Genomic DNA, 24,757 nt, shown 5'->3' with positions numbered 1-24,757 from the left:
TCAGGAAGACAATCGCGCCCGGTGGCGCGGCCGGGCTTCAAACCCGGTTGGGGACGGCATCCGTTCCCGGGCAGGTTCGACTCCGGCTGTCTTCCGCCAGTTTTTCATAGCCATCCGCAATCCACTGCAGGAACGAGCCTGCTCGCGAAAGCATTGTGTCAGTGACGGGGAAGTCGACTGACACTCAGCCTTCGCGAGCAAGCCCGCTCCCACAGGGATCCTGCATAGGTCGCAGAACTTGTATCCGACCAAGATCAAATGTGGGAGCGGGCTTGCCCGCGAAAAATTGGGTCAGTGACGGGGAGGTCGACTGACACTCAGCCTTCGCGAGCAAGCTCGCTCCCACAGGGATCTTGCAGAGGTCGCAGAACTTGTATCCGACCAAGATCAAATGTGGGAGCGAGCTTGCTCGCGAAGAGGCCGGCACGGACACCGGATAATTCAGCCGGCTCGCATTATCCCGGCAGCTCCAGATTATCCAGCACCCGATTCACCGCCAGTTCCCCGAGCATGATCAGTTGCGCAATCCCCATCAGCGTCCGGCGCTGCGATGGCTTGACCAGTCCGGCGAATTCCTGGGCGATGGTTTTGGCCGAGGCGAGGGTTTCGCAGGCGTTGGCCAGCAGGTCTTCGTTTTTAGTGTCGGCGGTGACGGCATACATGGCGCGGGGGCTGTACGGCGGTGGGGTGGAGCCGGGTGGGCAGAGATAGTGGTCGAGGGCGCGGTCGGCGGCTTGGTGGAGTTTTTTGGAGTCGAGGGATTCGTAGGGGAGGTGGGGTCGGTTTCGGGTGGGTTGGGTGTTGGTTTGATCATGGTGAAGCTCCTATTAAGTGGAGCCGTCAGGCACTGTCGCTAAACAGTGAGGTGGCGGCTGTACGCAGGTTAGCGAACCGGTTATAGGCACCCGGCAGACCCGAAGGTCTCCCACATACAGCCACCATGGCGCAGTCGCAGACATTGAACCCGCGACAAAGCATGGAACGCTGATGCACCTATTCAAGATCCGGGTCGCTAAACCCGATCGCTGATTCGTCAGCGACCGCACCACAATAGAACCCGCCCCCAAGGCGCACAAGCCGGCGGATTCTGGCGTAGCTGTAGGCAACGGCGCAAGGATTTGTAGCCTTGAGACCGTGTCAGCAGGTGTCTTTTAAACAGCGTCGTTTAAATTGAAGAATTGCGCCGAACCTGATGGCCCCTACGCGAGCAAGCTCGCTCCCACAGTTGGAATCCTGTTTTCAGCAAGAGCTGAGTGGGCTATTCAGAAACCCAACGGGTACTGGATGACCACGTAAATCCGGTCAATATCATCGCCAGCCTGCGCTTCGTTGGCGCGGTGGGTGACGTGCGACAGCTGTACCGACAGGTCCTTCGCGGCGCCGGACTGGACGATGTATTTCAGGTCGATGTCGCGTTCCCAGTGTTTGCCGCCATCACCCTGTTGCGGCTGATAGTCGCCACTGTCGGCGTCGAACGGGTTGTAGGCGCCGCCTCGGGGTGCGTGGCTGCCGTCGATGTGGCTGCCGCTGACGTAGCGGGTCATGAAGTTCAGGCCGGGGACGCCGAGAGCGGCGAAGTCGAAATCGTAGCGGGCTTGCCAGGAGCGTTCGTTGGCGCCGTTGAAGTCGGCGTATTTGATCGAGTTGGCCAGGTAGATCGAGTCGCCACCAACGAAATCGAACGGCGTGTCGCCATTGATCCGTTGCCAGCCGAGCATCACCGCGTGGGGGCCGAAGCTGTACTTGCCGGAGAGGCTGAAGGCGGTGTTGTCGATTTCGCCGGCCAATGCGCGACCGGTGTCGCGGGTGTGGTAGAGGTTGGCGTCGAGCAACACACCTGATTGTTTGAAATGCAGGTTGCCGTAGTACTGATGCCAGGTGTCGCTCAGTTTCGAGGCATACAACGCGCCGCCGACCGGGCTGCTGCTGAACAGGTCGGCGCCGACGAAGCTGATGCCGCCCGCTTCGGTGTTGGCGCCGTAACCGTAGAAGTCGCCTTGGCCGGAAGAGCTGTCCTGATTCTTGAACGCGGTGAAATGCCCGGCGACCAGATTGACGTTATTGAACTCGGCGCTGTTGAGCAGAAAGCCTGTGGCGTATTCCGGTTGCAGGCGTTTGTCGGACGTGTCGAAGACCGGGGTTTCCACGGTCATTTCGCCGAACGCCAGCGTAGTACGCGAAACTTTCAGCTTGAATGCACCGCCCGCGCTGGAGTAGTCATGTTCGCTGCGACCATCGCTGTCGACCGGCAGCAGACCGGTGCCGGAGTGACCCTTGCCGCCGTCGAGTTTCAGGCCGGCGAAGGCGTGGGCGTCGATGCCGAAACCGACGGCTCCATCGGTGAAACCTGATGAGAAGTTACCTATAACTCCTTGAGCCCACTCCTGTTTGTAGTTTTTACCGGAGGGTGTTGGCGATCGGTAATCGTTGCTCAGGTAAAAGTTGCGCAGCAGTACATCGCTTTTCGCATCGGCGAAAAAACCATCGGCGCAGGCGCTAGCGCTGAGGCTGCAGAACAGTGCAAGCAGGGTGAAGCGCGAGGGGGCGCAGTTGATCATGGTCAGGGCCGGCGGCAATTGGGATGGCGCTGATGATCGACTGTGCCGAGCCAAAAGGATTGGGTCGATGTGCTCAGTTGGCGCTGGCCAGAGTCAGGCCATTGCCCGGCGCTTGAGCAGCAAAGTCAGGCCCAGTCCGGTCACCGACAGCAGTGCTGCGCTGAAGAAAATCCACGAATAACCCAGGTTCAACGCCACCGCGCCCATCAGCGGCCCGGCAATTGCCAAGGCCAGGTCGAAGAACACGGCATAAGCTCCCAGCCCTGAGCCGCGACTCGAACTCGGCACTTGCTTGATTGCTTCAACCCCCAGCGCCGGGTACACCAGCGACAGCCCGAACCCCGCCAGCCCCGCGCCAATCAGGGCATACGCGGTGGAAGGCGCCAGCCACAGCATCACCAGCCCAATGGTTTCCACTGTCATGCAGGCGATGGCCGAGGCAAAGCCGCCAAACCGGGCGATGGCCGAGATAAACAACAGCCGCGACAGAATGAAACAAACGCCAAACACGGTCAGGCAGTAAGCCGCGCCGGTCCAGCCTCGGTTGAGGTAATACAGGGTGATGAAGGTGGTCAGCGTGCCGTAGCCGATCGAGGCCAGGGTCAGGCTGGTGCCGTACGGCGCAATCTTGCCGAACACCGCCCAGAACGACAGGCGCTCACCGCGAATCACTGGCACCGATGGCTTGTTGCGGATCAGCCACAACGCACCGGCCGCCAACGCCGACAGCGCAATGCCAAGGCTGACGAAACCGTATTCAGCCACCATCACCACACCCAGTGGCGCGCCGATGGCAATCGCGCCGTAGGAGGCGATGCCGTTCCAGCCGATGGATTTCGCCGTGTGCTCGACACCGACCTGGCCCATGCACCAGCTTATGGTGCCGACGCCGATCAGGCCTTGAGCAATACCGAGCAACAGACGCCCGGCAATCAGGATCAGCAGGCTGGTCAGCGGAAAGCTCTGCAGCAAGGTCGACAGCAGGGTCAGCGCGCCGCTGAGGACAATTCCCCACAAGCCATAAATGATTGCCCGCTTGGTGCCGAGGGTGTCCGACATGCGCCCGGCCATGGGCCGGCTGAGCAGTGTGGCCAGGTACTGCGAACCGATCACCAGCCCGGCGATGATCGCGCTGAAACCCAGTTGCTCATGGACGTAACCGGGCAATACCGCAATCGGTAAACCGATGCAGAGAAAGGCAATGAAGGTGTAGAAAACGATGGAGACGATCTGCAGGGTGATCGCCAGGGAGCTTTGCGGTGGCAGTGGCTGCGCAGACATGAGCACTCGTTCGCGGGTGGCGGTGGGAGAGTTGCGAACATCATGGCGCGGGGCCGGGATAAATGAAAGCAGGCTAACTACTTCGCCTTAATGATCGTTGCCACGCTCTGCGTGGTAACGCCGCCATGGACGCTCTGCGTCCGCTGTTGGGACGCGGAGCGTTCCGGGCTGCATTCCCACGCGGAGCGTGGGAACGATCAATGTGGGAGCGAGCTTGCTCGCGAATTTCTTCGCATCCACAATTCCCAAACGCCGAATGCAAAAAGCCCCGTCACAAAGGACAGGGCTTTTAACTTGCAGCTTGCCGCTTGAAACTAAAAGCTGCTCTTAGAAAACAACGCCCTGGCTACGCAGGTAGTCGTCATAAGTGCCGCTGAAGTCGGTCACGCCGTTCGGGCTCAGTTCGATGATGCGCGTGGCCAGGGACGATACGAACTCACGGTCGTGGCTGACGAAAATCAGCGTGCCCGGGTAGTTTTCCAGCGCCAGGTTCAGCGCCTCGATCGATTCCATGTCCAAGTGGTTGGTCGGTTCGTCCATGATCAGCACGTTCGGCTTTTGCAGGATCAGCTTGCCGAACAGCATGCGGCCTTGCTCACCACCGGAGATGACCTTGACTGACTTGAGGATCTCGTCGTTGGAGAACAGCATGCGGCCCAAAGTACCGCGAATCATCTGCTCGCCCTGGGTCCACTGACCCATCCAGTCGAACAGGGTAACGTCGTCTTCGAAGTCGTGAGCGTGGTCCTGAGCGTAGTAGCCCAGTTCAGCGGCGTCGGTCCATTTCACACTACCGGCGTCCGGGGTCAGTTCGTTGACCAGGGTGCGCAGCAGGGTGGTCTTGCCGATACCGTTCGGGCCGATGATCGCAACGCGCTCGCCGGCTTCAACCTGGAAGCTGAAGTCCTTGAACAGGGGCTTGCCATCGAAACCCTTGGCCATTTTCTCGACCATGACCGCCTGACGGTGCAGCTTCTTGTTCTGTTCGAAACGAATGAACGGGCTGACACGGCTGGAAGGCTTGACCTCGGCCAGCTGGATCTTGTCGATCGCCTTCGCGCGGGAGGTGGCCTGCTTGGCTTTCGAGGCGTTGGCCGAGAAGCGGCTGACGAACGATTGCAGTTCGGAAATCTGCGCTTTCTTCTTGGCGTTGTCCGACAGCAGCTGCTCGCGGGACTGGGTCGCCACGGTCATGTATTCGTCGTAGTTGCCCGGGAACAGACGCAGCTCGCCGTAATCCAGGTCAGCCATGTGCGTGCACACGCTGTTCAGGAAGTGACGGTCGTGGGAGATGATGATCATCAGGCTGTTGCGCTGGGTCAGAATGTTTTCCAGCCAGCGAATGGTGTTGATGTCCAGGTGGTTGGTCGGTTCGTCGAGCAACAGCACTTCCGGATCGGAGAACAGTGCCTGCGCCAGCAATACGCGCAGTTTCCAGCCTGGCGAGACTTCGCTCATCGGGCCGAAATGCTGTTCCAGCGGAATGCCCAGACCCAGCAACAGTTCGCCGGCGCGGGATTCGGCGGTGTAGCCGTCCATCTCGGCGAATTCGGTTTCCAGCTCGGCGACGGCCATGCCGTCCTCTTCGGACATTTCAGCCAGCGAGTAGATGCGATCGCGCTCGGCCTTGACCTTCCACAGCTCTTCGTGGCCCATGATCACGGTGTCGATCACGGTGAATTCTTCGTAGGCGAACTGATCCTGGCGCAGCTTACCCAGACGCACGTTCGGCTCGAGCATGACCTGACCGCCGGACGGGTCGAGATCGCCGCCGAGGATTTTCATGAAGGTCGACTTGCCGCAACCGTTGGCACCGATCAGGCCGTAGCGGTTGCCTGCGCCGAATTTGACCGAAACGTTTTCGAACAGCGGCTTGGCGCCAAACTGCATCGTGATGTTAGCTGTGGAGATCAATTACCTTACCTATCAATGGGTTAGAGCTGGTCTGTGGTGCCTGGTACAAACTTGAGTACCAATCTGGAGCTTTTCCAGCTCCCCCAGTCTGTGCTTGAGTTGAGCCAACGCGCATAAGCCGTCCGCAACTGGGGCCGTTGAAGGCAAGCTGCTGAGCGAAGAGTGCGGGGTTCTTGTTGGACATTGGCGCGCATTGTCGCATAACTCAGACGGCAGTTATATGGCAGGCAAACGGGCGTACGCATCGGCGCGTCCGAGAAGCGATCGATATCCGCTGATCAAAATCTCGAAAACCCGAATGAACTCACTCGGCCATTTTCACTTCGGAAAGTGGAGCAGTAGCCATTTCGTTCAATCGAGTGAGGACCAAGCCATGCGAGCAATGACCTATCACGGCGCTCATGATGTGCGCGTCGAAACCGTACCGGACCCGAAACTTGAAGCCGCCGACGACATCATCCTGCGCGTCACCGCCACCGCCATCTGCGGGTCGGACCTGCACCTGTACCGAGGCAAGATACCCACCGTCGAACACGGCGATATCTTTGGCCACGAGTTCATGGGCATCGTCGAAGAAACCGGTCCAGGCGTCACCGCTGTGCAGCGCGGCGATCGGGTGGTGATCCCTTTCGTGATCGCCTGCGGCGATTGCTTCTTCTGCCAGCAAGAGCTTTATGCCGCTTGCGAGACCACCAACGAAGGTCCCGGCGCGGCGCTGAACAAGAAAATGATTCCGCCACCGGCGGCGCTGTTCGGCTACAGCCGCTTGTATGGCGGAATTCCCGGCGGCCAGGCGGAATTGGTGCGGGTGCCAAAAGCCAATACCGGCCCGTTCAAGGTGCCGGGCACACTGTCGGACGAGAAAGTACTGTTTCTCTCTGACATCCTGCCGACTGCCTGGCAAGCCGTGATCAACGCCGGCGTGGTGCAAGGTTCGAGTCTGGCCATCTACGGCGCCGGCCCGGTCGGTTTGTTGACCGCAGCCTGCGCCAGAATGCTCGGCGCCGAGCAGATCTTCATGGTCGACCACCATCAGTACCGCCTCGATTACGCCCAGCGCACCTACGGGGTGATTCCGATCAACTTCGATGAGGACGATGACCCGGCCGACACGATCACCAGCCAGACCCCAGGCCACCGCGGCGTTGATGCGGTGGTCGACGCCGTCGGCCTTGAAGCCAAGGGCAGCACCACCGAAACGGTCATGGCTACACTCAAGCTCGAAGGCAGCAGCGGCAAGGCCTTGCGCCAGTGCATCGCGGCCGTCCGGCGCGGTGGTGTGGTCAGCGTCCCGGGGGTGTATGCCGGGTTTATCCATGGCTTCATGTTCGGCGACGCTTTTGACAAGGGCCTGACCTTCAAAATGGGCCAGACTCATGTGCAGCGTTTTCTGCCCGAACTGCTTGGCTACATCGAAACCGGCAAGTTGCAGCCCGAGGCGATCATCACCCACAGGCTGTCGCTGGAACAGGCCGCCGAGGGCTATAAGATCTTCAATAAAAAACAGGAAGAATGCCGCAAGGTGATTCTGACCCCGGGTGGCAGCGATGTTCCGCTGGCGCAGATGGATGAAACCACGCCGTTCGCACCGGCCACCTGAAACTGAGGAGTTTTCATGGCGCTACCGTCATCTTCGTTCGCAGCCCCCGTGCGCGCATGGTTTGTCAGCCTGGCGCGTACTGGCTGGGGAGGTCGCATTTTCTGGCTGACCCTGGTCGGTGTGACCGTGTTGCTGCTGATCAGTGGCTACACTGGTTTGGTCAGTACGGGCCGCGACACCTTGCGCCTCGCCAGCCTTGGCGGGCTGTCGGGTTTTGCCGCTACGGCAGTCGGTGCGTTATTGGCCTTGGCGTTGCGGGCGATTACTTCGCGAACCCAGGACACCATGCTCGGGTTTGCGGCGGGGATGATGCTGGCGGCCAGTTCCTTTTCATTGATCCTGCCGGGCATCGCGGCGGCGAAGGAGGCGGTGAGCAGTCCCATGCTCGCCGCGGCCGTCGTCGTGGCCGGCATGGCTCTGGGCGTGGCGTTGATGGTCGGCCTCGACCGCTTCGTCCCGCATGAACATGAAAAAGCGGGCGGCGCGGGCCTGAGGCGAAGCGCTTCAATCGGGTCTGGCTGTTTGTCCTGGCGATCACGCTGCACAACCTCCCGGAAGGCATGGCGATCGGCGTCAGCTTCGCCACCGGCGACATGAAAATCGGCCTGCCGCTGACCACTGCCATTGCCATTCAGGACATCCCCGAAGGTCTGGCCGTGGCGTTGGCGCTGCGGGTCACCGGCATTTCCGCTGGACGTGCAGCGTTGATTGCCGCCGCTTCTGGATTGATGGAACCGTTGGGCGCGATTATCGGTTTGGGCATCACCAACAGCTTCGCGTTGGGCTTTCCGGTGGCGATGGGGCTGGCTGCGGGCGCGATGATTTTCGTGGTTTCCCATGAAGTGATTCCGGAAACTCACCGCAACGGTCACGAAACCCCGGCCACGCTCGGGCTGATGCTCGGCTTCGGCGTGATGATGTTTCTCGATACCGCTTTGGGCTAAAACCCTCACACGCCACTCAGCGTATTGCCCCGCACAAAAGGAATTTTTTCAGCGCCAATCACTCTTTCGTTTATAGGCAATGCCAATAACGCAGGGGAATGAGTCATGTCGCTGATCGAAATCCCGACCAGGAAGTCTTCGGGTAAAACATCCATGCCGGCGGATACCGAGCGCCGGCTCTATGACCGATTGCTGGCGGAAGACTCCACGGTTGATCGCGCGGCACTGGACTTTTTGCGCCGGCAATTGAGCAAGGCGGCTGCGCTGCCTGACGATTTGCCGGCTACCGCCGAAGAGTTGCTGCAATGGTCCGAAAGCCGTTGCGCCAGCGTGGCTGCCGAATACGCTGAATACCTTGAACAACGCCAGCAGGGCGGGCCACGCCGCTATTTCCGCAACAAATCCCACGCGTTGTACTTCATTCTGCATGTGGCACCGACCAAAGAGGTCGATGGCGCTTGGCTGGCCGGGCTGTTGCCGCAGTGGCAGGATCCTCGTTTCGATGACTTGCTCGACACCTACCTTGAAGAGTTGGGCGAGGGCGTGCCTCGGCAGAACCATGTGGTGATCTATCGCAAACTGCTCGCCGAGCACGATTGCTCCGATCTGAGCGGTCTTGCTGACGAGTATTTTCTGCAAGGCGCGGTGCAGTTGGCACTGGGACGTTTCGGCGGGCAGTTTCTGCCGGAAGTCATCGGCTTCAATCTGGGCTACGAACAACTGCCGCTGCACTTGTTGATCACTGCGTATGAGCTGGCAGAGCTGGGCATCGATCCGCATTATTTCCGCTTACATGTGACCATCGACAACGCCAGCACGGGTCATGCACGCAAAGCCGTGCAATCGATGCTCGAGCTGATGCCGCTGGGTGAAGAGCGCGACGAGTTCTATCGGCGCATGTCGATCGGTTATCGCCTGAATGATGTCGGCAAGGGCACCACCGCAGTGATCAAAGAGTTCGATCTGGACCGCGAAGTGATCGCCATGCTTGAGCGCAAAGCGGTGTTCGGTCGGCACATGCATTCCGATTACTGCCGCATCGAAAACCGCACCATCAACCAATGGCTGGCCACGCCGGGGCAAATGGGCGAATTCCTCTCGGCGCTGGAACGCAAGAGCTGGATCAAGCGCGGTGAGGCGGTGGAAGAAAGCCGTTTCTGGCGTTTGATCGACGGCAGCGATGCGGCGATGTTTGGTGTGTTCAACGGCTATGAAAAACAGCTGTTGCGCGACTGGATCACTCAGGATTGCCCGGCATCCCGGCCTCGGCCTTACGTGCGCCGTGAAGCCGCTGTCGAGGAAACCTTGACGATGATGCCGATCTGCTCAATCTGGAAGCGGCACTGGCTGACAAGCCTGCCACCGAGCAAATGGCATTGTTGATGCCTTGGCTGCAACCGCAGCGGCACTGGCGCCCGGCCGGACTTTTCGCGACGCGTCGCTTCATCCAACTGCGCGCCCGCTTGCGTTGAAACAAGGAGGCTTCATGTCGGCACAAGAAACATCGGACAGAGCGCTGTTCGAGCTGGGCAAGCGCCTGCTCGACAGCGGTTATCACTTCATTACCCCAACGCCGTTGACTCATGAACGATTTCTGCAGCGCTTTGCTACGCCATTGGCCAAGGATCTGCGGGACGTCTTCGGCTGGTCGATGCCGTTTCCTGCCGAGCTGTTCAGCGCGGACGAACTGGCCAGCCTGGAGCAGGCCGGCATCGTCGAACGCGATGGCGCGGTGTGGCGCAGCCATGTGCGCTGGTCGACGCTGAATGACCGCTTGTTCGCTCACTCGGCGTTTCCGACGACGGCGAGCGACGCGGTGTTCTTCGGCCCCGACACTTACCGTTTCGCCCAAGCCATCGAAGCGCAGTTGCAGCAGCGCTTTTCGCCGATCAGGCGCGCAGTAGATATCGGTTGCGGCAGCGGCGCCGGTGCGGTGCTGATCGCCAAGGCTCGGCCTGATGCCGAGGTGTGGGCGGTGGATATCAACCCGCAGGCGTTGCGCATGAGTGCGGTCAATGCCGAGCTGGCCGGGGCCAGCAATGTGTCGGTGTATCACAGCGATCTGCTCGCCAGCGTCGAAGGCCAATTCGACTTGATCATCGCCAATCCACCGTACATGAATGACTCGCAACAGCGCGCTTATCGCCATGGCGGCGGGGCGCTGGGTGAGGGTTTGTCGGTGCGGATCGTGCGTGAGGCGCTGCCGCGCCTGGAGGTCGGCGGCACGTTGCTGGTGTATACCGGCGTGGCGATCGTCGCCGGGCAGGATCCGTTCCGCGAGGCGGTGGCGCCGCTGCTCAAGGGCGAACGTTTCGGCTGGACCTATCGCGAGCTCGATCCGGATGTGTTCAGTGAGGAACTGCTAAAGCCTGAATATGAGCGCGCCGAGCGCATCGCCGTGGTCGCGCTGACGGTGACCCGCGAGCAGTGACCGATGATTGGGCCACTGCTCGCACCGTGGCCTTTAACGATTTCTGATGCGCGAGATCGTCAGCAGGCAAACCCCCACCAACATCGCTGCCCCGGCTACCAGCAGTGGAGAAGGGCGTATCGGCTGGCGCGAGATGCGCTCGATGCGCCCTGCGATCGAAGCGCGTACCGGCGCCGCAGGTTCCGCCTGATAGGGCGCTTCTTCGATCTCCAGGCGCAAGCCATCCGCCATCACCAGCGTCAGCCCCTCGATAGTGCCGGCAATCCTGTCCGGATAAACCGGCTCACCGGTCGGGTCGAGCTGGTCGTAAAGAAAGTCTGCCCTTCAAGCCAGCCGACAGCGGTCTGCAATTCAGGTCCCAGGTAATACTTTCCATCGAGAAAAAAGCCAGAGAATTGCGGCGCGCGCTCGACGCTTTCAATTCGATAGCGCTGACCTGGTTTCATACCGGTTTCTGGGGCGATCATGGGGGTCCTCCGTTATTGGTAAGCGATAGAGGAGCGCGTGCCAAGCGTGGTTCCATCGAAATGAGCAACGGGCGTTTCGCCTGCTTGCGGAGCGGCGCGGGCATTACCTGAGAGAGCTGCAAGACAGTTTTTCACAGTTGAGGATTCACTATCGGTTACAAAGTGTGGCTAAAATGCCAGCCGTTCACCGAGCGCCCGGAAACGGCGCGGGCCAAGGACGCGCCCTGTGCATCAAGACCGCTGCATAAGACGCTGGGCCCCAGGCCGCCACGCGCGCAGTTTGTTCACTTTTGACGTGTGACCCTTTTCCGTGAAACTCATCATTGCCGCTGTTTATGTCATCTCCATTGCTTACGTTCACCTGCGTGGACGCGTACGCCACAAGCTGGGGCGGCAATTGAGTGACCATTCGACGTTCCTCGCGCCGATCAACTGCTTCCTCTATCTGTTTTCCAGGATGCCGAACAAGCCGTATCTGAACCCGGCGGATTTCCTGATCTGAGCCCGTTGCAGGCCCATTGGGAAGAGATTCGCGAGGAAGGCCAGAATCTGCTGCGTGCCGGCGAGATCAAGCGTTCGAATCAGTATGACGATGTCGGCTTCAACTCCTTCTTCAAGACTGGCTGGAAGCGCTTTTATCTGAAGTGGTACGGCGACAGTCACCCGTCGGCAATGAAGCTGTGCCCACGCACCACCGAACTGGTGCAGAGCATCGGCTCGATCAAAGCGGCGATGTTTGCCGAGCTGCCACCGGGCTCGAAACTGGTGCGCCATCGCGATCCTTACGCCGGCTCATATCGTTATCACTTGGGTCTGGACACGCCGAATGATCCTGGCTGCTACATCAACGTCGACGGTGAGAACTATCACTGGCGCGATGGCGAAGCGGTGATGTTCGATGAGACGTTTATCCATTACGCAGAAAACACCACGGATCAGAACCGTATCATTCTGTTCTGCGACATCGAGCGACCGCTGAAATACCGCTGGGCCGCCGCCTTCAACCGCTGGTTCAGCCGCACGGTGATGTCCGCGGCGGGCGCGCCGAATGATGCCGGGGACAAGACCGGTGGCATCAACCGCTTGTTTACCAAAATCTACAAGATCCGTTTGCGCGGTAAAGAGCTGAAGAAGCGCAACCGCACGCGGTATTACCTGGAAAAATGGGCGATTTTTGCCGCGTTGTTGGCGATCTTCATTCTGATCTGAAGATTTGCGGTGCCATCGCTGGCCTCTTCGCGACCAAGCCCGCTCCCACATTTGATTGGGGTGGATGCAAATATTGCATCCGACTCCGAACCCAGTGGGAGCGGGCTTGCTCGCGAATGCGGGCTCACATTCAACACGTTTGGTCCTGACTGCACCTGGCAATCTTTATTCTGATCTAGATTTAAGGTGCTATCGCTGGCCTCTTCGCGAGCAAGCCCGCTCCCACATTTGATTGGGGGGATGCAAATATTGCATTCGACTCCGAACCCTGTGGGAGCGGGCTTGCTCGCGAATGCCGGCTCACATTCAACACGTCTCGACCTGACTCCACCTGGCAATATACATTCTGATCTGAAGATTTGCGGTGCCATTGCTGGCCTCTTCGCGAGCAAGCCCGCTCCCACATTTGATTGGGGTGGATGCAGATATGCATTCCGACTTCGAACCCTGTGGGAGCGGGCTCACATTCGACACGTTTGGTCCTGACTCCACCTGGCGATCTTCATTCTGATCTGAAGATTTGCGGTGTCATCGCTGGCCTCTTCGCGAGCAAGCCCGCTCCCACATTTGATTGGGGTGGATGCAGATATGCATTCGACTCCGAACCCTTTGGGAGCGGGCTTGCTCGCGAATGCTGGTTCACATTCAACACGTTTGGTCCTGACTGCACCTGGCAATCTTTATTCTGATCTAGATTTAAGGTGCTATCGCTGGCCTCTTCGCGAGCAAGCCCGCTCCCACATTCGAGTGGGGTAAATGCAATATTGCATTCGACTCCGAACCCTGTGGGAGCGGGCTTGCTCGCGAAGGGCCTTCAGCTTCAAAGCAATTTCGTCTGATTCAACGCTCACTCCCCAGACGCCTTCCTGGTCTTCTTAGCCGGCGCCGCCTTGCTGGTTGATTTCGCCTTGGGCTTGGCCGGTGCCTTGCCGCCAAGGCTGCGTTTGAGCAGTTCGGTCAAATCGATAACATCGGCAGTCTTGCGCTCTTCCTCGCCAGTGGCGGTCTCGACGTCCTCGATCTTGCCTTCGTGGGCTTTCTTCTCGACCAGCGCCATGATCTTGTCTTCGAACTCGTCCTTGTAGTCGTCAGGCGACCACTCCGAGGTCATGTCTTCAACCAGGCGTTTGGCCATGTCCAGCTCGCCCTTGGCCAATTGCGGCTTGGTCACTTCGCTGCCCAGCGCCAGTTCATCGAGGCTGCGCACTTCCTGTGGCCAGCGCAGTTTGACCAAAACCAGCGCCGACTCCAGCGGCATCAACGCAGCCAGGTATTGACGTGTATGCAGGACAACGCGGGCGAGGGCGACCTTGTTGGTTTTGCTCAGGGTTTCGCGCAGCAACGCGTAGACCTTGCCGCCGCGCTTGTCTGGCGCCAGGTAGTAGGGCGTATCGATGTTCTGCAGCGGAATCTGCTCGGCGTCGACAAACGAGAAAATATCGATGGTCTGCGTGGAAACGGGGTGCGCCGAGCGGATTTCCTCTTCGCTGAGCACCACGTAGCGGCCCTTTTCGTAGGCAACGCCTTTGACGATGTTCTCTTTGGTGACTTCCTTGCCGGTGACCTTGTTTATGCGTTTATAGCCCACCGGGTCCATGCTGCGGCTGTCGAGCCAGTCGAAGTCCACGCCTTGGGACGACGTCGCTGAAACCAGCGCCACGGGGATGTGTACCAGTCCAAAACTGATTGCGCCTTTCCAGATTGCCCGAGCCATGACCTGTCCTCCGAGTGATGATCAGGTGACCTGTGCCGCGGCGAGAAAGTTTCCAGTGATTGCGCGGCTTCCAGCGCTACGGTCAAGCCGTGTTACATGTTGTTTAAGGCACGAGGGTTAACAAATCCGAACCCACGGCGTAGCGTGGGCTCCAAGGCTCTAGTCCACGCACATCGAGAGGTATTTTCCATGAACCGGTTAATGATTGGCATCGCCGTCCTCGCCCTCAGTGGCGGCCTGGTTCATGCCGATGTCGTGCTGGCGCAAAGCCCTACCGGCAACAGCAACAATCCCTACAACAGCCCGATCCGCCGGGCCAATCCCAACAGCATGCAGGGCACCCAGCCCAGCGCTCCGCCCCTTCGCGGGCCGAACACCGTTCCCGTGCCACGTCAGCCGACCGTCGAAAATCGCGGTATCGGCAACGGCCAGCCGATTCGCTCGGTACCGAGCAATCCGCCAACCTTCATTCCCAACCCGCCCCCACGGGGCACCGGCAGCAACCGTTGAACGGCAGGACTGATGTTCTGTCAGCCTTTCACACGAACAAAAGGAATCGTGCATGTTGCGTAAAACCCTACTAGCCACCTGCTGCGCCGCCGCGCTGATCAGTGCCCCGGCCTTCGCCGCCGCGCCCAAGGAGCTGAAAAGCGAACAGGGCATTCTTGAAGTCACCACCGTTGCCCAAGGCCTGGAACATCCGTGGGCGCTGGCATTTCTGCCTGATCAGAAGGGCATGCTGGTGACCGAGCGCCCGGGCCACCTGCGCGTCGTGAGCAAGGACGGCAAACTGTCGGAGCCGATCAGTGGCGTGCCGCAAGTCTGGGCCAAAGGGCAGGGCGGTTTGCTCGATGTGGCGCTGTCGCCAGACTTCAAGCAGGACCGTATGGTCTATCTGTCGTATGCCGAAGCTGGTGGTGAGGGCGGCAAGGCTGGTACGGCGGTAGGGCGCGGACGGCTTTCCGATGACCTGAAGACGCTGAAGGACTTCAATGTGATTTTCCGTCAGGAACCGAAGCTGTCGGTGAGCAACCATTTCGGTTCGCGGCTCGTGTTTGATCGCGACGGATATCTGTTCATCACGCTCGGCGAAAACAACGATCGGCCGACTGCGCAGGATCTCGACAAGTTGCAAGGCAAAGTCGTACGCATCTTCCCGGATGGCAAGGTGCCGGACGATAACCCTTTCGTCGGCCAATCCGGCGTCCGGCCTGAAATCTGGTCCTATGGCCTGCGCAATCCGCAGGGCGCGGCGCTCAATCCGTGGACCGGCACGCTGTGGGAGAACGAACACGGGCCACGTGGCGGTGATGAAGTGAACATCATCGAGCGCGGCAAAAACTACGGCTGGCCGTTGGCGACCCATGGCATCAATTACTCGATGCAGCCGATTCCAGAGGCCAAGGGCAAAACTGCTGAAGGCACCGTGGCGCCGCACCATGTCTGGGAAAAATCGCCCGGCGTTACCGGCATGGCGTTCTACGACGCCGATCGCTTCAAACCGTGGCAGCACAACGCATTTATCGGCGCGCTGGTGTCCCAGGAACTGATTCGCCTGCAATTCGATGGCGACAAAGTCGTGCATGAAGAGCGTTTGCTGGGTGAGTTGAACAAGCGCATCCGCGACGTGCGGCAAGGGCCGGATGGTTACTTGTACGTGCTGACGGATGAAGAGAATGGCTCGCTGTACAGGCTGGGGCTGAAATGATTGCGTGCGGTGAGTGATCAGACGCCTTCGCGAGCAGGCCCGCGCATCTTGCGCAGACTCAGAGCAGTCCCGCATTTGGCTGAACCGCCGTCCTGTTGCCTTGTTATAGTTCGGGCCTTAATTCCCAGCCCGGTAAAGGATTTCTGCCATGACTCAATACTCCGCCTTCAGCGTCGAACTGGCCGATAACATCGCGCATGTGCAGATCAATCGCCCGGAAAAGATCAACGCAATGAACGCGCCGTTCTGGAGCGAGATTGTCGAAATCTTCCAATGGATCGACGATACCGACGAAGTCCGCGTGGTAGTCCTCAGCGGTAACGGCAAACATTTCTCTTCCGGCATCGATCTGATGATGCTCGCCGGTGTCGCCAATGAACTGGGTAAGGACGTGGGCCGCAATGCGCGCCTGTTGCGACGCAAGATCCTCAATCTGCAAACCTCATTCAACGCCGTCGACAACTGCCGCAAACCGGTACTCGCCGCGATTCAGGGCTATTGCCTGGGCGGGGCAATCGATCTGATCGCCGCCTGTGACATGCGTTATGCCGCCGAGGACGCACAGTTCTCGATCAAGGAAATCGATATCGGCATGGCCGCCGACGTCGGCACGTTGCAACGGTTGCCGCGAATCATCGGAGACGGCATGCTGCGTGAACTGGCTTACACCGGTCGCACCTTTGGCGCCGAAGAAGCGCGCAGCATGGGCCTGGTCAATCGGGTCTACAGCGACAAGGACACACTGCTTGAGGGCGTATTCGATATTGCCCGTGACATCGCTGCGAAGTCGCCGATTGCCGTGACCGGTACCAAGGAAATGATCAGCTACATGCGTGACCACCGCATCGACGATGGTCTCGAATACGTTGCCACCTGGAACGCTGCCATGCTGCAATCCAACGATCTGCGCGTGGCCATGGCCGCCCACATGAGCAAACAGAAACCCGAATTTCTGGATTGAGTTAACCATGACCTCTCGCTGGACCACTGCAGTACTCGACACCGATCAACCCGGCGGCTGGGCCGTAGCGCGCAGCCCGGAAGGCTTTCTGTTCGATGACAACGGCGCGCTGTTCCCGCGTGAATGGCTCAAGCGCCAGGACCTTTCGGTCCTCGCCGAGCATGGCATTGGTCATCTCGATGGCGAACCGGTGTATCTGCTCGAGTTGCGCAGTGCCAGCGAAGTGCCCGGTTGCGGTTGGAAAGGCCTGCGGGCGTTCATGCTCGAGGGGATCACACCCTGTACAAAGTGCTCGGTTATGCCGCACAGATCGGCACTTGGGCGCGCGAGCATCGCTTCTGCGGCAATTGTGGACAGCCGATGACACAAGTGCCGCGCGAGCGGGCGATGTATTGCCAGCCGTGCGATCTGCGCAGCTATCCGCGCATCTCACCGAGCATGATCGTGCTGATCACCCGTGGCGACGAGATCCTTCTGGCGCGCTCACCGCGTTTCGTCACTGGGGTTTACAGCACGCTGGCCGGTTTCGCCGAGCCGGGGAGTCGGCTGAGGATTGCCTGATTCGCGAAGTGCGCGAAGAAGTGCAGATCGAGGTGAAGAACATCCAGTACATCGGTAGCCAGTGCTGGCCGTTCCCGCATTCGATGATGCTCGGCTTCCATGCCGAATACGCCGGTGGCGAGATTGTCTGTCAGGAAGACGAGATCGAGGACGCCCAGTGGTTCAACGTGCATGAGCTGCCGCCGTTGCCGGCGTCGCGCTCGATTGCTCGATACCTGATCGATGTCTACGTGGCGCGGCGCTTAGGCCACGCTGAACCAGTGCTGCCAGGCTAGGCGCACAGTCAAGCCAAGCACCACGGTGATGAACACTGGACGAATGAATTTGGCGCCGCCGCTAATGGCCGTGCGTGCGCCAAAGAAGGCCCCGACCATCACCGACAGGCCCATGCACAGGCCAATGATCCAGTCGACTTGACCCGAGAAGATGAACACCGACAACGCCGCGATGTTGCTGACGAAGTTCATGCTGCGCGCCACGCCGCTGGCCTTGACCAGATCGATCGGGTACAGCAGCAGACTGCTCACCGTCCAGAACGCTCCCGTGCCGGGGCCAGCCACGCCATCGTAGAAACCGAGGCTGAAGCCTTGGGTCGATTGCCATTTCTTTTTGATCGGAGCATCGCTGTCCAGCGGCGCTTTCGGCGTGCCGCCAAACAGCAAGTACAGGCCGCAGGCGAAGACGATCACCGGCAGCATCTTGTTCAGCCATTCGGCCGGCAGGTAATGCGCAACCACCGCACCCGTGAGCGCACCGACCAGGGTACCGACAATCGCGTGGGTCCACTGGCGTGGATGAAACAGTTTGCGCTTGTAGAAGGTGAAGCTGGCAGTCGCCGAACCGAAGGTCGAGCTCAATTTGTTGGTGCCCAGCACCAGATGCGGCGGCAGGCCCGCCGTCAGCAGCGCCGGTGTGGTCAACAGACCGCCACCGCCAGCAATGGCATCGATGAAACCGGCAAGGAAGGCAACGGCAGCCAGAATGGCCAGGGTGGTGAGGTCAACGCTGAGTTCGAAAGGCATGGAGTCGACTTATTCGGCAGGGCGCAGAACGTGGGCTGCGGGGAGGGCGGTCATGTTACCTGTATCCAACTGTTGCGGCGAGTCACAGGTCCTCTTCGCGAGCAGGCTCGCTCCCACACATGGGGGCCTTACCCAACATCAATGTTCACAACAAAACCATCGTAGGAGTGAGCCTGCTCGCGATGGCGGCTCGTCAGACGTGAAGATGTCACAGACATGACGCTATCGCGAGCAGGCTCACTCCTACATGGGACCGTGTTCGGCTTAGAGGCCGAGTTCACTCAGCCCCGGATGATCATCCGGCCGGCGGCCCAGCGGCCAGTGGAATTTGCGCTCGCTTTCCTTGATCGGCATGTCGTTGATGCAGGCATAGCGCTGGAACATCAGGCCGTTGTCATCGAACTCCCAGTTCTCGTTGCCGTACGAACGGAACCAGTTGCCCGAGTCGTCGTGCCATTCATAGGCATAACGCACCGCGATACGCGTATCAGAGTAGGCCCAGAGTTCTTTGATCAAGCGATAATCCAGTTCCTTCGCCCATTTGCGCGTCAGGAAAGCCTTGGCTTCTTCGCGATTGTTGGCGAACTCGGCGCGATTGCGCCATTGCGTGTCGAGGGTGTAAGCGAGCGATACCTTTTCCGGATCGCGGCTGTTCCAGCCATCTTCGGCCAGGCGAACTTTCTCGATGGCTGAGGCGTGGTTGAATGGCGGCAATGGCGGACGTACCTGGGCTGCAGTCGACATGTTCAATCTCCTGATTCATTTGATGTATGAACAACAAGTCCGGCTTATTAAGAGTTACAGGCCCAATAACTTTTGCGCCATGCATTGCGCATTATCGGCGGCACTGTGATCACCCATCACAAGCGCTACGGTAATGGCGCCTTCAATCAGGATCAGCAACTGTCTGGCCAATAGCTGCGGATCCTCGGCACCATATTCGGTACACAGCTCGCACACGTAGTCGAGCAGCTTCTGTTTGTGTTCCTTGGCCACCAGCCGCACCGGATCCAGTGGATCACCGGTTTCGCCGCTGGTGTTGATAAAGGCGCAGCCGCGAAAGCCTTCCGAGTCGAACCAGCCCTTGAGCACGGTAAACATGTTGAGCAGGCGACCGGCCGGCGTTTCGGCCTGTTCGACAGCGTTTGTGTACCAGTGCATCCAGCGGATATCGCGTCGTTGCAGGGCGGCGACCACCAGCGCGTCCTTATCGGCAAAGTAACGGTAGATGCTTTTTCTGGAGACGCCGGCGGTCTTCACCAAGAGATCCATGCTGGTGGCAGCGATGCCACTTTTGTAGATCAACTTTTCGGTGACATCCAGAATGATGTCGCGTGTGTCATTGCTGATTGATTCGTTCATGTGACGAACAGTAGAACGACTGTTCTCCTTGGTCAAGCGAATTTCTTCGGCGTCTATAAAGGCGCTTTGAATGATCGTTCCCACGCTCTGCGTGGGAACGCAGCCCGAGGCGCTCTGCGTCCCAAAGCGTACGCAGAGCGTCCATTGAGGCATTCCCACGCAGCGCGTGGGAACGATCAGGTTCCGGGCGTTCATAGACACTGACAACACCCGGCGCAGACGATGGTGTAAGCTCTCAAACTCTTCGGAATCGAACCTTGCGAGCCTTATGCCGTTGCTTTTCAAACGTTCTCTGCTGCCTAAACTGCGCAGCTTCGCGCTGACCGCCGAGGCGGTGAGCATTCTGTCCAGTGCTGCTGAATTCCGACGCTGCCTGCTCGAGCAAATCGCTGCAGCGACCCAACGCATCTACATCGTTGCGCTGTATCTGCAGCAAGACGAAGCCGGCCAGGAAATCCTCGACGCCCTGCACGCCGCCAAGCTCAAGCGTCCCGAGCTGGAAATCGCCGTGGTGGTCGACTGGTTGCGCGCCCAGCGCGGTCTGATCGGTGCCGGCAAGCAACCGGGCAATGCCGCCTGGTATCAGGACATGACCCGCACGCATCAAAGCGAAGTGCCGATCTACGGCGTACCGGTGCAGACCCGCGAGCTGTTCGGCGTGCTGCACCTCAAAGGCTTCGTGATTGACGACAAGGTGGTCTACAGCGGCGCCAGCCTCAACAACGTCTACCTGCACAAACTCGACAAGTACCGCTTCGACCGCTACCACGTGCTGCACAGCCGTGAGCTGGCGGATTCGATGCATCATCTGGTCAAGCATGGCCTGATCGAATCGAAAGCCGTGCATCGCCTCGACCTGCCGAACCTGCCGAGCACGCGCAGCCTGCGCAACGACATCGGCGACCTGCGCAGCCGCCTGAAATACGCGACTTACGACACCGGGGCCGGCAGCACGAGTAAAGAAGGGCTGTCAGTCACGCCATTGCTCGGCGTCGGCAAGAACAACCCGCTGAACCGGGCGATTCTTGAACTGATCGCCAGCGCGCAAAAGCAGCTGACCATCTGCACGCCGTACTTCAACCTGCCCCTGGGCGTGATTCGTGAGATCAACCGTGCGCTGGCCCGTGGCGTGAAGATCGACATCGTGGTCGGCGACAAGACCGCCAACGATTTCTATATTCCGCCGAGCGAGCCGTTCAAGGTGATCGCCGCGCTGCCTTATCTGTATGAGATCAGCCTGCGCCGTTTTGCCAAACGTCATCAGCACAGCATCGACAGCGGCCAGTTGAATCTGCACCTGTGGCGCGACGGCGACAACACCTACCACCTCAAAGGCATGTGGATCGATCAGCGTTACACCTTGCTGACCGGCAACAACCTCAACCCACGGGCGTTCCGCCTCGACCTGGAAAACGCGCTGCTGATTGAAGACCCGAAGGGCGAGTGGCTGGAGCCGCGGGCGACAGAGCTGGAAAACATCTTCCGCCATACCACGCGGATCGACAGTTTTCAGAATCTGGAGACACTGCCGGATTACCCGGCAGGGGTGGCGAAGTTTCTCAAGCGGGTGAGCCGGGTGAGGATTGAGCGGTTGCTCTACAGGATTCTCTAGCGCTGCTGAAATCGCTATCGCGGGCAAGCCCGCTCCCACAGTGTTCGATGTCGTTCACAAAGCCTGTGCACACCTAGAAACCTGTGGGAGCGGGCTTGCCCGCGATGAGGCGCTGAAGATTTAATTCAGACCCAACTTCCCGCGCATCATCGACAAATCCTCCGCCAGCGTATTCACCGGTCCGACCAGCGCTTTGCGGTCGTTGTCCTTCACTTTGTCGTAGGTTTCAAAGCCGCCATCCGCGGTCTTGTACTTGGCCAGAATCCTGTCGACCGTGGCGAAGTTCTTGTCGACTTTCGCTACGAACGCTTTGTCCTGCTGTTCGATCTGCGGGCGGAACAGATCGACGATCTTCTTCGCGCCGTCGATATTCCCTTGGAAGTCGTACAGGTCCGTGTGGCTGTAGCGATCCTCCTCGCCGGAGATCTTCGTCGCCGCGACTTCTTCCAACAGCGCAGCAGCGCCGCCGACGACTTTCTCCGGCGGGAAAGTCAGCCCGGCCACACGGGTTTGCAGATCCTGCACGTCCTTGTTCAAGCCGTCGGCCAATGCATCCAGGCCCTGGGTGGATTTCTCCGCGAACAGCGAATATTCGATGCGGTGGAAGCCGGTGAAATCTTCAGCCTTCACGCCTTTTTCGTGGTCGTCGACACGCGAGTCGATGGACGCATCGAGATCGCTGAACAGCTCGGCAATCGGCTCGATCGACTCGTAATACACCCGCGTCGGCGCGTAGAGCTTCTGCGCGGTGGCCAGATCGCCTTTCTTCACGGCGTCGGTGAACTGCTGGGTGTGGCTGGCCAGTTCATCGAGTTTTTCGGTGACGTAAATCTTGTAGTCCGACACCGGCCCCACCAGATCCAGCGGCGCAGTCGCGGCGAACGCCGACAGCGGGGTGTTGAGCAAACCAAGGGTCAGCAATAACGCGAGTGGCGTCTTTTTCATGGGGCGGCTCCAGTGTCGGTTGGGTGTCATGCGGTTTTGTTGTGGGAGGTGGCAGCCAGTAACGAACGACCGATGAAATCGTCATCGCCGGTCACGCCGGGCAGGGTGAAGAAGTAACCGCCGCCGACCGGTTTGAGGTATTCCTCAAGCGGCTCGCCATTGAGGCGGGTTTGCACGGTGATAAAGCCTTTTTCCAGGTCGGCCTGGTAGCAGATGAACAGCAGGCCCATGTCGAGTTGGCCGTTCTTGTTGACGCCGTTGGAGTAGTTGAACGGCCGGCGCAGGATCAGGTTGGCCTGGGTTGCGGCGGTGCGCGGGTTGGCCAATCGGATGTGCGCGTCTAGTTTGGTCAGCTTGCCGGCCGGATCCTTGCTGTAATCCGGCACTTCGCTTTCAGTTTGGCCACCGAAGGGCGCGCCGCTGCTCTTGACCCGGCCGAGAATGCTTTCCTGCTCCTGCAAGGGCGTGCGATCCCAGCGCTCGACGAAGTTGCGGATGATGCGCACCGCTTGATAACTCCCATGGGCAGCCCAGGCCGGTTCGTCACTGTCCGGTTGCACCCAGACGATGCGGTCCATGGCTTTGGCGTCGTTGGAATCAGGGTTGGCCGAGCCATCGCGAAAACCGAGAAAGTTGCGCGCCGACTGCGCCGGCACACCGGGTTTGGCCGGCGCTTGCGGCGGTACGCTGCCTTCCTGTTTCCAGCGCACCAGCAGCAGGTCGGGGAGGTTTTTGACGATATCGCGAAGCGCGTGAATGTTGGTGTCGGCGGTGTTGGCGCAGAACTGCAGGCTCAGGTCGCCATGGCAGCAATCGGCATCCAGCGCATCGTTGGGAAAGCCGACCATGCGTTGCAGACGCTTGGGCTTTGCCGCCGCCAGACCGAAGCGCTCGTCGAACAGCGAATCGCCGACGGAAACGGTGATGGTCAGGTTGTCCGGGGTGACTACCGGGCCGAGGATGCCGGAGTCCGGCGGCGGCAGTTTCGGATCGATCTGTGCGACCGGGCCGCCCTTCATCAAAAACGCAATGCGTTCGTTGAGGGTGCGGAACAGCCGCTCGAGGTCTTCGCGATCACTGGCCAGCACATCGAACGCCACCAGCATTCCCGAGGCCGGGCGCGGGGTAACGATGCCGGCCTGGTGTACGCCGTGGAAATCGTGGCGATCTTCGGTCTTGTCGCTGCTCGGTGCTTCGGTGACTTGTGCCGGTGCGGCGGCCATGGCCGGGCAGCTCAGCGCCGATCCGGCAAGGGCGACACCGGCGGCGCCCATGCCCATCAGCACGCGACGTCGTTGCAGGTTGAGTGGTTCTGAATCGTTCATCGGGTCGTCTTCTGCTTACAGGCCGGAAAGGCCGAGGGCGGGGTCGATGCCATCCAGCGCCGTGGCCAGAGTCTTGGCTTTGGCGGCGATCTGCTGGCGTTGCGCGGCGGTCACGGCGTCGTAACTGACGTAGCCATCGGCGGATTTGAACGCGTTGAGCTGGCTGTCGAAATCACTCAGCGCCTGATCGACGTTCGCCAACACGTCAGCGGAGGATTTGCTCAGCATTGGGCGCAACAGGTCGACGACCTTGCGCGCGGTTTGCGCGTTGGCGGCGAAACCGTTGAGATCGCTGTGGCTGTAGCGCTCTTCTTCTCCGCTGGCAGCGCGCACCTCGGCGAGGCTGTTGAGGTTGCGCACGACGATGCTCACCAGTTGCTCCGGTGGCAGTGACTGGGCGAGCAATTGCTGTTTGAGCTCGGTGACGTCAGCGAGCAGGCGCGGGGCAATCGGCGCGACATCGTCGAGTTTGCGCTGCTGAAACAGCGCGTATTCGAGGCGATGGAAACCGACAAAAGCCGGATCCTGCTCGCGCTTCTCGAAATAATCGGCGCGGGCATTGATGTGATTGTCCAGCTCGGCCAGACGCTGCGCCGCCGGCGCCAGACGCTGATACGCGGCACGCGCCGGCAGGTACAACGCTTGCGCCTGCGCAAGATCGCCACTGGCGACCGCCTGATTCAGCGCCGTCGCCGCTTTGATCAACGCGCTGCCCTGAACGGCCAGATACACGCGAAATTCCGACAATGGTCCAACGAACGCCACCATTGACGGCTTGGCCTTGGCGGCGGCATCCGACGCTGCCGTCGGTGTGACGTGCAAGGTGCCGCGCGGGTTGCTGAGCAAGCCGCAGGTGATCGCGTAGTCGCCCGGTTGCAGGTTGGCGTTGATCACCTGGCTCAGGCCCGGGGCGATGTTTTCCCGCTCTTCGACCACCAGCACGCCGTCGAGAATTTCCCACTCGACCGCACGCTCGGAGCGGTTGACGATGCGGAAGCTGGCGCGGCCGGCCGGCACCGTCAGCGCATTCGGCTCACAACTGTGCGGATGGATATTGACGATGATTTCGTCGTGGTTGTGCTGACGCTTGGCGGCGGCCATGTTCGAGGCGTACCAGAACAATCCACCGGCGGCGATCATCAG

At 59.9% G+C, this 24,757-nt stretch carries 17 protein-coding genes, 1 tRNA gene and 6 pseudogenes; 11 read left to right on the top strand and 13 right to left on the bottom strand.

Translation table 11 applies throughout. The features are described from left to right. Positions 1-3 precede the first annotated feature (3 nt). Positions 4-99 (top strand) — tRNA-Sec (locus LJU32_18910). A 356-nt stretch (positions 100-455) separates the two neighbouring features. Here LJU32_18910 and LJU32_18905 read toward each other — a convergent pair. The 4 genes and pseudogenes from LJU32_18905 to LJU32_18890 all read right to left on the bottom strand — a co-directional run bounded on the left by LJU32_18905 (position 456) and on the right by LJU32_18890 (position 5,753). Then, positions 456-814: pseudogene (locus LJU32_18905) on the bottom strand (DUF6124 family protein). 448 nt (positions 815-1,262) lie between these two features. Beyond that, positions 1,263-2,558, bottom strand: a complete 1,296-nt coding sequence (locus LJU32_18900) for an OprD family porin (GenBank protein ID WKV87697.1) — start codon at positions 2,556-2,558, stop codon at positions 1,263-1,265. A 93-nt stretch (positions 2,559-2,651) separates the two neighbouring features. Next, entirely contained in the window at positions 2,652-3,839 is a 1,188-nt protein-coding gene (locus tag LJU32_18895) for an MFS transporter (GenBank protein ID WKV87696.1), read from the bottom strand. A 327-nt stretch (positions 3,840-4,166) separates the two neighbouring features. Then, positions 4,167-5,753 (bottom strand): ABC-F family ATPase, encoded by a 1,587-nt coding sequence (locus LJU32_18890; protein ID WKV87695.1) that lies wholly within the window; start codon positions 5,751-5,753, stop codon positions 4,167-4,169. A gap of 373 nt (positions 5,754-6,126) precedes the next feature. Between LJU32_18890 and LJU32_18885 the strand changes: the two genes are divergently transcribed. The 4 genes and pseudogenes from LJU32_18885 to LJU32_18870 all read left to right on the top strand — a co-directional run bounded on the left by LJU32_18885 (position 6,127) and on the right by LJU32_18870 (position 10,728). Next, positions 6,127-7,353 (top strand): glutathione-dependent formaldehyde dehydrogenase, encoded by a 1,227-nt coding sequence (locus LJU32_18885; GenBank protein ID WKV87694.1) that lies wholly within the window; start codon positions 6,127-6,129, stop codon positions 7,351-7,353. 15 nt (positions 7,354-7,368) lie between these two features. Next, positions 7,369-8,297: pseudogene (locus LJU32_18880) on the top strand (ZIP family metal transporter). Between the two features lie 153 nt (positions 8,298-8,450). After that, positions 8,451-9,769: pseudogene (locus LJU32_18875) on the top strand (iron-containing redox enzyme family protein). Between the two features lie 14 nt (positions 9,770-9,783). Continuing rightward, positions 9,784-10,728 carry a class I SAM-dependent methyltransferase gene (locus LJU32_18870; protein ID WKV87693.1) on the top strand — a complete coding sequence of 315 codons (945 nt, stop codon included), beginning with the start codon at positions 9,784-9,786 and terminating at the stop codon, positions 10,726-10,728. 33 nt (positions 10,729-10,761) lie between these two features. Here the strand turns inward: LJU32_18870 and LJU32_18865 are convergent, their stop codons facing one another. Both LJU32_18865 and LJU32_18860 read right to left on the bottom strand, forming a co-directional pair. Beyond that, the gene (locus LJU32_18865) at positions 10,762-10,947 is read right to left on the bottom strand and encodes a hypothetical protein (GenBank protein WKV91224.1); all 186 of its coding nucleotides are present in this window, start codon (positions 10,945-10,947) and stop codon (positions 10,762-10,764) included. Beyond that, a pseudogene (locus LJU32_18860) lies at positions 10,933-11,195 on the bottom strand (short chain dehydrogenase). Before LJU32_18860 ends, LJU32_18865 begins: the two are co-directional and overlap by 15 nt. Positions 11,196-11,505: 310 nt before the next feature. Between LJU32_18860 and lpxO the strand changes: the two are divergent. After that, positions 11,506-12,404: pseudogene (gene lpxO / locus LJU32_18855) on the top strand (lipid A hydroxylase LpxO). 847 nt (positions 12,405-13,251) lie between these two features. On the opposite strand, the gene LJU32_18850 reads toward lpxO, so the two are convergent. Continuing rightward, the gene (locus LJU32_18850; protein WKV87692.1) at positions 13,252-14,118 is read right to left on the bottom strand and encodes a Ku protein; all 867 of its coding nucleotides are present in this window, start codon (positions 14,116-14,118) and stop codon (positions 13,252-13,254) included. A gap of 189 nt (positions 14,119-14,307) precedes the next feature. On the opposite strand from LJU32_18850, the gene LJU32_18845 reads away from it, so the two are divergent. The 4 genes and pseudogenes from LJU32_18845 to nudC all read left to right on the top strand — a co-directional run bounded on the left by LJU32_18845 (position 14,308) and on the right by nudC (position 17,623). Further along, complete coding sequence (locus tag LJU32_18845; protein WKV87691.1) at positions 14,308-14,628, top strand: hypothetical protein; 321 nt, start codon at positions 14,308-14,310, stop codon at positions 14,626-14,628. A 52-nt stretch (positions 14,629-14,680) separates the two neighbouring features. After that, positions 14,681-15,826 (top strand): PQQ-dependent sugar dehydrogenase, encoded by a 1,146-nt coding sequence (locus LJU32_18840; GenBank protein WKV87690.1) that lies wholly within the window; start codon positions 14,681-14,683, stop codon positions 15,824-15,826. Between the two features lie 148 nt (positions 15,827-15,974). Continuing rightward, positions 15,975-16,787: a crotonase/enoyl-CoA hydratase family protein gene (locus LJU32_18835; protein WKV87689.1), complete on the top strand. Its 813-nt coding sequence runs from the start codon at positions 15,975-15,977 to the stop codon at positions 16,785-16,787. Positions 16,788-16,794: 7 nt separating this feature from the next. Then, positions 16,795-17,623, top strand: a pseudogene (nudC, locus tag LJU32_18830) (NAD(+) diphosphatase). Here the strand turns inward: nudC and LJU32_18825 are convergent. The 3 genes from LJU32_18825 to LJU32_18815 all read right to left on the bottom strand — a co-directional run bounded on the left by LJU32_18825 (position 17,591) and on the right by LJU32_18815 (position 19,732). After that, positions 17,591-18,370: a TSUP family transporter gene (locus tag LJU32_18825; GenBank protein WKV87688.1), complete on the bottom strand. Its 780-nt coding sequence runs from the start codon at positions 18,368-18,370 to the stop codon at positions 17,591-17,593. The pseudogene nudC and the gene LJU32_18825 overlap by 33 nt on opposite strands. 264 nt (positions 18,371-18,634) lie before the next feature. Beyond that, the gene (locus LJU32_18820) at positions 18,635-19,114 is read right to left on the bottom strand and encodes a nuclear transport factor 2 family protein (GenBank protein ID WKV87687.1); all 480 of its coding nucleotides are present in this window, start codon (positions 19,112-19,114) and stop codon (positions 18,635-18,637) included. Positions 19,115-19,168: 54 nt separating this feature from the next. Beyond that, complete coding sequence (locus tag LJU32_18815; protein WKV91149.1) at positions 19,169-19,732, bottom strand: TetR family transcriptional regulator; 564 nt, start codon at positions 19,730-19,732, stop codon at positions 19,169-19,171. A gap of 268 nt (positions 19,733-20,000) precedes the next feature. Here LJU32_18815 and pssA point away from each other — a divergent pair, with 268 nt between their 5' ends. Beyond that, positions 20,001-21,344 carry a CDP-diacylglycerol--serine O-phosphatidyltransferase gene (pssA, locus tag LJU32_18810; protein ID WKV87686.1) on the top strand — a complete coding sequence of 448 codons (1,344 nt, stop codon included), beginning with the start codon at positions 20,001-20,003 and terminating at the stop codon, positions 21,342-21,344. Between the two features lie 120 nt (positions 21,345-21,464). Here pssA and efeO (LJU32_18805) read toward each other — a convergent pair whose 3' ends face one another. From efeO (LJU32_18805) to efeO (LJU32_18795), 3 genes are read right to left on the bottom strand one after another with little or no spacing between them, the layout of a single operon-like run. Continuing rightward, a complete protein-coding gene (efeO, locus tag LJU32_18805; protein ID WKV87685.1) occupies positions 21,465-22,289 on the bottom strand; it encodes an iron uptake system protein EfeO in 825 nt (274 codons plus the stop codon). Between the two features lie 26 nt (positions 22,290-22,315). Then, the gene (efeB, locus tag LJU32_18800) at positions 22,316-23,614 is read right to left on the bottom strand and encodes an iron uptake transporter deferrochelatase/peroxidase subunit (GenBank protein WKV87684.1); all 1,299 of its coding nucleotides are present in this window, start codon (positions 23,612-23,614) and stop codon (positions 22,316-22,318) included. Positions 23,615-23,629: 15 nt separating this feature from the next. After that, a complete protein-coding gene (gene efeO, locus LJU32_18795; GenBank protein ID WKV87683.1) occupies positions 23,630-24,754 on the bottom strand; it encodes an iron uptake system protein EfeO in 1,125 nt (374 codons plus the stop codon). Positions 24,755-24,757 lie beyond the last annotated feature (3 nt).

Origin of the sequence: Pseudomonas sp. B21_DOA (genome assembly GCA_030544685.1) — a bacterium.
Classification (GTDB): Bacteria; Pseudomonadota; Gammaproteobacteria; order Pseudomonadales; family Pseudomonadaceae; genus Aquipseudomonas; species Aquipseudomonas fluorescens_AO.
The sequence above is the reverse complement of the archived record's forward strand: the minus strand, read 5'-3'. Positions and strand labels throughout refer to the sequence as shown.

What these genes read in the sequence shown, in the direction of transcription:
- LJU32_18825 (WKV87688.1), bottom strand. Translation starts at nt 18,370, where the DNA reads ATGCCTTTCGAACTCAGCGTTGACCTCACCACCCTGGCCATTCTGGCT.
- LJU32_18885 (WKV87694.1), top strand. Translation starts at nt 6,127, where the DNA reads ATGCGAGCAATGACCTATCACGGCGCTCATGATGTGCGCGTCGAAACC.
- LJU32_18815 (WKV91149.1), bottom strand. Translation starts at nt 19,732, where the DNA reads ATGAACGAATCAATCAGCAATGACACACGCGACATCATTCTGGATGTC.
- LJU32_18870 (WKV87693.1), top strand. Translation starts at nt 9,784, where the DNA reads ATGTCGGCACAAGAAACATCGGACAGAGCGCTGTTCGAGCTGGGCAAG.
- LJU32_18850 (WKV87692.1), bottom strand. Translation starts at nt 14,118, where the DNA reads ATGGCTCGGGCAATCTGGAAAGGCGCAATCAGTTTTGGACTGGTACAC.
- efeO (WKV87683.1), bottom strand. Translation starts at nt 24,754, where the DNA reads ATGATCGCCGCCGGTGGATTGTTCTGGTACGCCTCGAACATGGCCGCC.
- LJU32_18895 (WKV87696.1), bottom strand. Translation starts at nt 3,839, where the DNA reads ATGTCTGCGCAGCCACTGCCACCGCAAAGCTCCCTGGCGATCACCCTG.
- LJU32_18835 (WKV87689.1), top strand. Translation starts at nt 15,975, where the DNA reads ATGACTCAATACTCCGCCTTCAGCGTCGAACTGGCCGATAACATCGCG.
- LJU32_18900 (WKV87697.1), bottom strand. Translation starts at nt 2,558, where the DNA reads ATGATCAACTGCGCCCCCTCGCGCTTCACCCTGCTTGCACTGTTCTGC.
- efeB (WKV87684.1), bottom strand. Translation starts at nt 23,614, where the DNA reads ATGAACGATTCAGAACCACTCAACCTGCAACGACGTCGCGTGCTGATG.
- pssA (WKV87686.1), top strand. Translation starts at nt 20,001, where the DNA reads ATGCCGTTGCTTTTCAAACGTTCTCTGCTGCCTAAACTGCGCAGCTTC.
- LJU32_18820 (WKV87687.1), bottom strand. Translation starts at nt 19,114, where the DNA reads ATGTCGACTGCAGCCCAGGTACGTCCGCCATTGCCGCCATTCAACCAC.
- efeO (WKV87685.1), bottom strand. Translation starts at nt 22,289, where the DNA reads ATGAAAAAGACGCCACTCGCGTTATTGCTGACCCTTGGTTTGCTCAAC.
- LJU32_18840 (WKV87690.1), top strand. Translation starts at nt 14,681, where the DNA reads ATGTTGCGTAAAACCCTACTAGCCACCTGCTGCGCCGCCGCGCTGATC.
- LJU32_18845 (WKV87691.1), top strand. Translation starts at nt 14,308, where the DNA reads ATGAACCGGTTAATGATTGGCATCGCCGTCCTCGCCCTCAGTGGCGGC.